At 55.3% G+C, this 1,436-nt stretch carries 1 rRNA gene; it reads right to left on the bottom strand.

The features are described from left to right. Positions 1-43: 43 nt before the first annotated feature. A 23S ribosomal RNA gene (locus ACWIGI_RS41645) occupies positions 44-1,436 on the bottom strand; the annotation flags it as partial.

The following is a 1,436-nucleotide window of genomic DNA, read 5'->3' as shown; positions in this document are numbered from 1 at the left end:
GTGTGTTGTTTCAGATACCGCACAGTGGACGCGTAGCTTCTTTGTTGGTAAGTCCTCGGCCTATTAGTACCAGTCACCTACATGCGTTACCGCACTTCCAGTTCTGGCCTATCAACCCAATGGTCTGTTGGGGGCCTTAACCCCTCGAAGGGGGTGAGAAACCTCATCTTGGAACAGGCTTCCCGCTTAGATGCTTTCAGCGGTTATCCCTTCCGAACGTAGCTAACCAGCCGTGCCCTTGGCAGGACAACTGGCACACCAGAGGTTCGTCCGTCCCGGTCCTCTCGTACTAGGGACAGCCTTCCTCAAGTTTCTGACGCGCGCGGCGGATAGAGACCGAACTGTCTCACGACGTTCTAAACCCAGCTCGCGTGCCGCTTTAATGGGCGAACAGCCCAACCCTTGGGACCTACTCCAGCCCCAGGATGCGACGAGCCGACATCGAGGTGCCAAACCATCCCGTCGATATGGACTCTTGGGGAAGATCAGCCTGTTATCCCCGGGGTACCTTTTATCCGTTGAGCGACACCGCTTCCACTTGCCGGTGCCGGATCACTAGTCCCGACTTTCGTCCCTGCTCGACCTGTCGGTCTCACAGTCAAGCTCCCTTGTGCACTTGCACTCGACACCTGATTGCCAACCAGGCTGAGGGAACCTTTGGGCGCCTCCGTTACATTTTGGGAGGCAACCGCCCCAGTTAAACTACCCACCAGGCACTGTCCCTGAACCAGATCATGGTCCGAGGTTAGAGGTCCAATACGATCAGAGTGGTATTTCAACGACGACTCCCACGACACTGGCGTGCCGCTTTCACAGTCTCCCACCTATCCTACACAAACCGTACCGAACACCAATACCAAGCTATAGTGAAGGTCCCGGGGTCTTTTCGTCCTGCCGCGCGTAACGAGCATCTTTACTCGTAATGCAATTTCGCCGAGTCTGTGGTTGAGACAGCTGAGAAGTCGTTACGCCATTCGTGCAGGTCGGAACTTACCCGACAAGGAATTTCGCTACCTTAGGATGGTTATAGTTACCACCGCCGTTTACCGGGGCTTAAATTCTCAGCTTCGCCGACCGAAGTCAGCTAACCGGTCCTCTTAACCTTCCGGCACCGGGCAGGCGTCAGTCCGTATACATCGTCTTACGACTTCGCACGGACCTGTGTTTTTAGTAAACAGTCGCTTCTCACTGGTCTCTGCGACCCAACCCAGCTCAGGCAGCAAGTGCCGTCACCAGACCGGGCCCTCCTTCTCCCGAAGTTACGGAGGTATTTTGCCGAGTTCCTTAACCACAGTTATCTCGATCGCCTTAGTATTCTCTACCTGACCACCTGTGTCGGTTTGGGGTACGGGCCATGTACCAGCTCGCTAGAGGCTTTTCTCGGCAGCATAGGATCACTGAATTCGCCTCAATCGGCTACGCATCACCTCTCAGGC

The sequence above is a fragment of the Nocardia sp. NPDC055321 genome (assembly GCF_053645575.1).
This window is presented reverse-complemented; position numbering and strand designations above follow the sequence as displayed.